7 protein-coding genes are annotated in these 8,345 nt (G+C 63.2%); 6 read left to right on the forward strand and 1 reads right to left on the reverse strand.

The features are described from left to right. On the reverse strand, nucleotides 1-367 hold a 367-nt coding region (locus ACK543_RS06690; RefSeq protein WP_409942071.1), incomplete at its 3' end, for a DUF4124 domain-containing protein. A gap of 185 nt (nucleotides 368-552) precedes the next feature. Between ACK543_RS06690 and guaB the strand changes: the two genes are divergently transcribed. The 6 genes from guaB to corA all read left to right on the forward strand — a co-directional run bounded on the left by guaB (nucleotide 553) and on the right by corA (nucleotide 8,188). Beyond that, a complete protein-coding gene (gene guaB / locus ACK543_RS06695) occupies nucleotides 553-2,028 on the forward strand; it encodes an IMP dehydrogenase (protein WP_409942072.1) in 1,476 nt (491 codons plus the stop codon). Between the two features lie 95 nt (nucleotides 2,029-2,123). Then, nucleotides 2,124-3,743 (forward strand): glutamine-hydrolyzing GMP synthase, encoded by a 1,620-nt coding sequence (gene guaA, locus ACK543_RS06700; RefSeq protein WP_409942073.1) that lies wholly within the window; start codon nucleotides 2,124-2,126, stop codon nucleotides 3,741-3,743. Between the two features lie 89 nt (nucleotides 3,744-3,832). Further along, nucleotides 3,833-4,930, forward strand: a complete 1,098-nt coding sequence (locus ACK543_RS06705; RefSeq protein ID WP_409942074.1) for a hypothetical protein — start codon at nucleotides 3,833-3,835, stop codon at nucleotides 4,928-4,930. Next, complete coding sequence (locus tag ACK543_RS06710; RefSeq protein ID WP_409942075.1) at nucleotides 4,930-5,826, forward strand: antitoxin; 897 nt, start codon at nucleotides 4,930-4,932, stop codon at nucleotides 5,824-5,826. Before ACK543_RS06705 ends, ACK543_RS06710 begins: the two co-directional genes overlap by 1 nt. Before the next feature lie 177 nt (nucleotides 5,827-6,003). Next, the gene (locus ACK543_RS06715; RefSeq protein WP_409942076.1) at nucleotides 6,004-6,681 is read left to right on the forward strand and encodes a vanadium-dependent haloperoxidase; all 678 of its coding nucleotides are present in this window, start codon (nucleotides 6,004-6,006) and stop codon (nucleotides 6,679-6,681) included. Between the two features lie 520 nt (nucleotides 6,682-7,201). After that, nucleotides 7,202-8,188, forward strand: coding sequence for a magnesium/cobalt transporter CorA (corA, locus tag ACK543_RS06720; protein ID WP_409942077.1), 987 nt, complete (start codon nucleotides 7,202-7,204; stop codon nucleotides 8,186-8,188). Nucleotides 8,189-8,345: the final 157 nt, after the last annotated feature.

The following is an 8,345-nucleotide window of genomic DNA, read 5'->3' on the forward strand; positions in this document are numbered from 1 at the left end:
CCTTGGCAAGCTTTTCCTGCTCGGCCTTGGCTTTGGCGGCTTCCGCGGCTTCGGCCTGGGCCTTTTTCTGTTCGAGCTCCCTGTCTTTGGTGGCACTGGCCGCCGCCTTGGGGGCGGCCGCTGTAGCGCCGGCCTGACGGGTATCAGCTGCGCCCGGGCCAGCATCGCCCCCGGCAGGGGGCAAAGCCGCTTTCACGGGGCGCCTTTCGTCCGGCTGCTTGAGAACGCTCTTCTCGGGGATGTCCTGTGGAGGCGGGCGGTCGCTAAATACCTTGCGCCCATCCTTGTCAATCCATTGCCACTGGGCCGAGGCGCCCAGAGCCCACGAGCAGGCCACCGCCAGCAAAAGAAGCTTGTGTATTTTCATGGGATCGAGTTTAGCGGCGCGCCCTGTCTGCCGCCAGTGGGAAGCCTGACATCCGGCAGCAATACGCCGGCTGAACGGCAGATGATGGGGTATTGCCACTGCGCTCCGGGGCGGGTGCCCGAGTCGCAAGGCGTCGGCTTTGCACCACAGCCGCACGGGTACAATCCGTTTTTTGGAGCTTTCTCATGCGCCTTCTCGGAAAAGCGCTCACCTTCGACGATGTGTTGCTGGTGCCAGCGTACTCCCAGGTCCTGCCCAAGGACACGTCCCTCGCGACGAAACTCTCCCGCAACATCCAGCTCAACCTGCCGCTTGTGTCCGCCGCCATGGACACCGTGACGGAAGCGCGCCTGGCCATCGCCATTGCCCAAGAGGGCGGCATCGGCATCGTCCACAAAAATCTGACGGCGCAGGAACAAGCTGCCCAGGTGGCCAAGGTCAAGCGCTACGAATCCGGCGTGCTGCGCGACCCGGTCGTCATCACCCCCGAGCACACGGTGCTGCAGGTGCTTCAGTTGTCCGAACAGTTGGGAATTTCGGGCTTTCCGGTGTGCGATGGCGGCAAGGTGGTGGGCATCGTCACGGGGCGTGACCTGCGCTTTGAAACGCGCTACGACGTCAAGGTCCACCAGATCATGACGCCACGCGAAAAGCTCATCACCGTCAACGAAAAGGACGGCACAACACCGGCTCAAGCCAAAGCGCTTTTGAACAAGCACAAGCTTGAGCGCATCCTGGTCGTGAACGACGCCTTTGAGCTCAAGGGCCTCATCACCGTCAAGGACATCACCAAACAGACGAGCTTTCCGAATGCCGCCCGCGATGCTGCAGGGCGTCTGCGCGTGGGCGCCGCCGTGGGCGTGGGCGAGGGCACCGAAGAGCGCGTCGAAGCGCTGGTCAAGGCCGGGGTGGACGCGATCGTGGTGGACACAGCCCATGGCCACAGCAAGGGCGTGATCGACCGCGTGCGCTGGGTCAAGCAAAACTATCCGCAAATCGACGTGATCGGCGGCAACATCGCCACCGGCGCTGCGGCGCTGGCACTGGTCGAGGCTGGTGCAGATGCCGTCAAGGTCGGCATTGGCCCCGGCTCCATTTGCACCACGCGCATCGTCGCCGGCGTGGGCGTGCCCCAGATCATGGCCATCGACAATGTGGCCACGGCCCTCAAGGGAACCGGCGTGCCGTTGATTGCCGACGGCGGCATTCGCTATAGCGGCGACATTGCCAAGGCCCTGGCTGCTGGCGCAGGCTCGGTGATGATGGGCGGCATGTTCGCGGGTACCGAAGAGGCCCCCGGCGAGGTGATCCTGTTCCAGGGCCGCAGTTACAAAAGCTACCGGGGTATGGGCTCGATCGGTGCCATGCAGCAAGGCAGTGCCGACCGCTACTTTCAGGAGTCGAGCACCGGCAACCCCAATGCCGACAAACTTGTGCCCGAAGGCATCGAAGGCCGCGTGCCGTACAAGGGATCCATGATTTCCATCGTCTACCAGATGGCGGGCGGCGTGCGTGCCTCCATGGGGTATTGCGGCTGCGCCACCATCGAAGAGATGAATAACAAAGCCGAGTTCGTCGAGATCACCACGGCGGGCATCCGCGAGAGCCACGTGCACGACGTGCAGATCACCAAAGAAGCGCCGAACTACCGCGCCGACTGACCTGCCAGCCACCACAGGCCCGAACCCGTGTCCCAGGTGTTCGGGCCTTTGTCGTTTTTCACGCCACCAGTTTTCAGCCTATCCGGTCGCCTGCCATGCAACACCAGAAAATCCTCGTTCTCGATTTTGGCTCGCAAGTCACCCAGCTCATTGCCCGCCGAGTTCGCGAGGCGCATGTCTATTGCGAGGTGCACCCCTGCGATGTGACGGACGAATGGGTGCGCGAATACGCGGCCGACGGCAGCCTCAAGGGCGTGATCCTGTCGGGCAGCCACGCAAGCGTGTACGAGCAAAGCACCGACAAGGCCCCGCAGGCCGTGTTCGAGCTGGGAGTGCCGGTGCTGGGCATCTGCTACGGCATGCAGACCATGGCCCACCAGCTCGGCGGCAAGGTCGAAGGTGGCCACAAGCGCGAGTTCGGATTTGCAGAGGTGCGCGCACGCGGACACACCGCGCTGCTCAAGGACATTGCCGACTTCACCACGGCAGGGGGTCACGGCATGCTGAACGTATGGATGAGCCACGGCGACAAGGTCACCGAGCTGCCCCCCGGCTTCAAGCTCATGGCCAGCACCGACAGTTGCCCCATCGCTGGCATGGCCGACGAGAGCCGCCGCTTCTACGCGGTTCAGTTCCACCCGGAAGTGACTCACACCGTGCAGGGCAGGGCGCTGCTGGAGCGCTTTGTGCTGGGTATCTGTGGAGCGCGCCCCGACTGGGTCATGCGAGACCATATCGCCGAGGCAGTAGAGCAGATTCGCCAGCAGGTGGGCGATGAGGAAGTGATCCTGGGCCTGTCGGGCGGCGTGGATTCATCCGTGGCTGCCGCGCTGATCCACCGCGCCATTGGCGACCAGCTCACCTGCGTATTTGTAGACCATGGTCTCTTGCGCCTGAATGAAGGCGACATGGTCATGGACATGTTCGTTGGCAAGCTGCACGCCAAAGTCATCCGTGTGGACGCGAGCGAGCTCTTCCTGGGAAAGCTTGCCGGTGTGAGCGACCCCGAGGCCAAACGCAAGATCATCGGCGGCCTGTTCGTGGACGTATTCAAGGCCGAGGCAGCCAAGCTCAAGGCCGGCGCTGGCGGGCACAAGGGCGCCACCTTCCTGGCGCAGGGCACCATCTACCCCGACGTGATCGAGTCTGGTGGAGCCAAGAGTAAAAAAGCCGTCACCATCAAAAGCCACCACAACGTTGGCGGCCTGCCTGAGCAACTGGGCCTGAAGCTGCTGGAGCCCTTGCGGGACCTGTTCAAGGACGAAGTGCGCGAGCTGGGGGTGGCCCTGGGCCTGCCGCACGACATGGTCTACCGCCACCCCTTCCCGGGGCCAGGGCTGGGCGTGCGCATTCTGGGTGAGGTCAAGCGCGAGTACGCCGACCTGCTGCGCCGCGCAGACGCCATCTTCATTGAAGAATTGCACCACTTCAAGGACGAAGCCAGCGGCAAGTCGTGGTACGACCTGACCAGCCAGGCCTTTACCGTGTTCTTGCCGGTCAAGAGCGTGGGAGTGATGGGCGACGGGCGCACCTACGACTATGTCGTGGCCCTGCGCGCCGTGCAGACCAGCGACTTCATGACCGCCGACTGGGCCGAACTGCCCTATGCGTTGCTTAAAAAGGTATCGGGCCGCATCATCAACGAAGTGCGCGGCATCAATCGGGTCACGTACGACGTGTCGAGCAAGCCACCGGCGACCATTGAGTGGGAGTAGGGGATATTTGCTGCGCAGCAAATATTGCTATAAATCATAAAATTCAATATAGTGCGTTTATTCGCTGTACAGCGAATAACCCATAAGGCATGGTCGTGAACGCACCTGAAGTCGAGAGCGCGTTGATCGCCGAACTCCTGGAAGCCCTGCGGGCCCTCCCGGACGTGACGGCCAAACTCGCGTGCCAGGGCGACTCTGGCGAGCAGGCCGCGGTCAACGATGTTTCAGTCTCGATGCAGGTTGCCGGGCGTCCCTTGGCGCTGCTGGTCGGGATCCGAAAGGCGCTCTATCCGCGGGATGTCCGGCAAGCACTTTGGCAGATCCGGGATGCGGCGTCGCGCCGCAGTGGCGATGCCGGCGCAGAAGGCGCCGTGCCGCTGCTCGCGGCCGAATCGATCTCACCGGGCGCCAAGGATCTGCTGAAAACGGAGCGGGTGGGTTATTTCGACGCCGGGGGCAGCCTGTACCTCCCGGCACCGGGGGCGCTCTTCTTCGTGGACAAGCCACCGTCGAAGTCGACCTCCCGGGCCATCCGTTCGCTGTTTTCCGGGCGTCGCGCTCACGTGTTGCATGGCCTGCTGATGCGCCGCGAGGATTGGCTGGGCGTGACCGAGCTGGCCGAGGACGTCTCGGCATCCCCGTCAACGGTGTCGATGGTCTTGACCGAACTGGAACGACTCGACTGGCTGGATTCACGGGGGCAGGGGCCTGGCAAGCAGCGGCGCGTGAGTCAGCCTGTGGCCCTGCTGGATGCCTGGGCCACGAGCCTGCGGCAGCAACCGGCTGAGGCGATGCGCAGGTTCTTCGTTCCTGCCGTGAAGGTCGACGCCCTGGCCACAGAACTCGATGGTGTGTGTTCTTCGCATGGGATCGAATATGCGGTCACCCACGAAGCGGCTGCCCAGCGCTACGCCCCTTTTCTGTCGAACGTCTCGCAGGTTCGCATCCGCTTGCCGGCCGGTTCGGCCACCGAGGCTGCCCTAGGTGAGCTGGGCGCCCGACCCGTCAGTGAGGGCGCGAATCTGGTCGTCATTGACGCCAAGTCGCCGGGGGATCTGCTGTTCAGGCAGCGGGTGGACGGTGTCTGGCTGGCCAGCCCGATCCAGACCTACCTGGACCTGGTGTGCGCCGAGGGGCGCGCCAAGGAGTTGGCTGAGCACCTGCGCCGGGAAAGGATCGGCTTCTGATGGTCAAACCTTCGCACTTCGGCGGATACAGCGATGCCTACACCGTGGACTGCGAGCGTGTCCTCGTCACGCTGTTGCGCGGGCTCGGGCCATGGAAGGAGTCAGTCTTCCTGGTCGGAGGTCTGACGCCGCGCTATCTGGTGCCTCAGCGTCCACCCGACGTGCCTGCGCACGCCGGCACGCTGGATGTCGACATCGTCATCGATCTGCAGCTCCTGGCCGACACCGACGCGTACCACTCGCTGGACGACAACCTCAAGCGGATGGGCTTCGAGCGCGCTGTCAACGAACAGGGGTTGAAGCTTTCGTGGCGATGGCAGACGCGCACAGAGCACGGCGCGCTGATGGTGCTGGAGCTCTTGGCCGATGCGCCCGAGATTGCCGGGGGCCGGGTGCAGCCGTTGCCAACGGAAGGCACGATCTCGGCGCTCAACATTCCGCATTCGTCCATCGTTTTTGACCTGCATCAGGTCACAGAGATCCGCGCGGAGCTGCTGGGCGAGAACGGCATGGCCACCGAGCGCGTCAAGCATGCGGACATCGTCAGCTTCACTTCCCTGAAGGCCTTCGCGTTCGACCAGCGCTTCGAGCGCAAGGACGCCCATGACCTGGTCTATTGCATCGAGCATGCCCCCGACGGGCTCGGCGCCGTCGTCGCAGCCTTTGGCCATGCGCTGGCCGGCTCGCATTCGGCGGTCATCCGGGAGGGACTCGATGTCCTGAGGCGCCGATTCGCCAGTGACCAGGCGACTGAGGGCTACCGCAAGGACGGGCCGGTTTCGGTGGCCAAGTTCGAGCTTGGTGAAGGGCCGGAGCCTGAACTCCGCGAGGCCAGGATGCTCCGGCAGCGCCAGGCCAGTGATCTCATCGATCGGTTGCTCGCCGGCATCGGGTAGCGGACATGTCGATCGAGTGCCTGTCCACGCGCGATGCCCCGACTGGGGCTCGGTCCGAACTGTTCGCTCGCCGGCCTGGGGATACCCGAGAGCTACCGCCCGCACACGACCGCGGGCGCTTACGTGCCTACATCGGCGGTCGCGGTACCGCAGTGGTCGGTGCGCAAGCCGTGGATCATGAGTTCGCCGTCGCAGTTCCGGCCGGGACCACCGCCTTCACTGGACAGCGCGGTGTGGCAACGCGACTACGCTGAGGTGAAGTTGCTCGGCAGCCGAGCGAGCACCGTGCGCACGGCCGAGCAGACGGAAATCGGCCAGTTTTGGGACTACTCGCTACCGCCGATCTACTATGGTGTGGTGCGCTCGGTGGCGCTGATGCCGGGCCGCGACCTCGTAGCCAACGCCAGGCTATACGCGACCGTGGCCCAGGGAATGGACGACGCGATGATTGCGGTTCTCGATGCCAAGTACCACTACAACTTCTGGCGCCCGGTTACCGCCATTCGCAACGCCGACCTCGACGGCAACCCCGCAACCGACCGCGATGCGAGCTGGCTGTCTCTGATCGAGGCCCCACTGCATCCGGAGTACCCGAGCGCCCATAGCATTCTCGCGGCCACCATCGGCACGATCCTGCAGTCGGAGGCCGGGAGCCAGCCGGTGCAGCTGAGCACCAGCAGCCCTACCGCCAAGGGTGCCACGCGTCGCTGGTCCGTCATCGAGGACTTCATCCAGGAGGTCAGCATGTCCCGCGTCTATGGCGGCATCCACTATCGCTTCTCCAACGCGGCCGGCATCGCCATGGGTCGTAAGCTCGCCGGGCAGGTGCTGGAGCGGCAGGCCGTGGTGCGGTAGTCGATCGCGTCGTCAGGGGAGCACCTGAAATCCCTCGCGGCGCTGACTCCACCCGCGAGACCCCCATGCCGAAATACATCGTCCACCCCACCGATGCCGCGCACCCCCCGCCACCTACAGCAAAACTGTGCGTGCCAGGAGGCTCATTTTCGGCTCTTGTACGGGGTGTTCTGAGACGAAATTCGGCGTCCTCGTGGGCGCCACTGTATTGACCTAGGAGCCTGTCGGACTTGGAAATCGTCGGCTGCAAATCGACCGCAGCGGTCCATTTTTCACCGCCTTTTTGCCCCATAGCTCGGCTATGGGGCTGCAAATTCGGCAAAAACTGTCCTCGCTGGGGCCGATTTTCGCTTTCGATGCTCCAAGTCCGACAGGCTCCTAGGCAACCCTCTCAATCCTGACGGAGAACGCTCCTTGGAAACCTACCCCAGTTGGTAGCTTTCAACTCCCCGGCCTGCCGTGGGGTTTGAAAGCACCCCACCGCCCCACCGCAGATGCCCTATGACCCGGGAGTGAGCCCATGCTCAACATCTTTTCGCTCGCCAATGGCCGGCTGTTTCAGGAAGAAATCGAATCCCTGGAAGAGCTGACCAAATTCCAGCCCATCTGGGTGGACCTGGAAGCACCTACGCCCGAAGAAAAGCGCTGGATCAAGCAGCACTATGGCCTGTTCATCCCCGAAGATGCGATGGACGAGGACATTGAGGAGTCCGCCCGCTTCTACGAGGAAGACAACGGCGAGCTGCATATCCGCAGCGACTTTTTGATCGATGACGCCGAAAATCCCCGCTCGGTGCGCGTGGCGTTCATCCTGAACCAGCACAACGCCAACCTCAAGAGCCGGGGCGTTCTGTTTTCCATCCATGACGAGGATGTGCCTGTATTCAGGCTGCTGCGCATGCGCGCGCGCCGTGCGCCGGGGCTGATTGAAGACGCCAAAGAGGTGCTGCTCAAGCTGTTCGACGCCGATGCCGAATACTCGGCCGACACGCTTGAAGGCATCTACGATGAGCTGGAGCTGGTCAGCAAGCAGGTGCTTGCGGGCGATGTGACCGACGCCCGCGCCGGTGAGGTGCTGGCCGCCATTGCGCGACAGGAAGACTTGAATGGCCGCATCCGCCGCAACGTCATGGACACACGCCGTGCGGTGAGCTTCATGATGCGCTCCAAGATGCTCAACGCAGAGCAGTTCGAGGAAGCGCGCCAGATCCTGCGCGACATCGAGTCGCTGGACAACCACACGGCGTTCCTGTTCGACAAGATCAACTTCCTGATGGACGCCACGGTCGGTTTCATCAACATCAACCAGAACAAGATCATCAAGATCTTCTCGGTGGCCAGCGTGGCGCTGCTGCCGCCGACGCTGATTGCCAGCGTGTACGGGATGAATTTCCAATACATGCCCGAGCTGGCGCAGACCTGGGGCTACCCGTACGCTCTGGGCCTGATGGTGGCCAGCGCTCTCGGCCCCATGTGGTACTTCCGCAAGCGGGGCTGGCTGAAGTAGCCTCCCTGTGGCGCTTAGAGTTTATCCGTAAATAGTAAACTATCTCCCTGAGCCGTAGTTGACGCGGCGTAAGGCAAGACTTTGACGACCAAGAAGCGAGTGGACTCATGGGTAGTGACCGATGATTTTTGGCAGCGGGTGGAGCCGCTGATTCCTA

Origin of the sequence: Acidovorax sp. (assembly GCF_046341535.1) — a bacterium.
Taxonomy (GTDB): domain Bacteria; phylum Pseudomonadota; class Gammaproteobacteria; order Burkholderiales; family Burkholderiaceae_C; genus Acidovorax.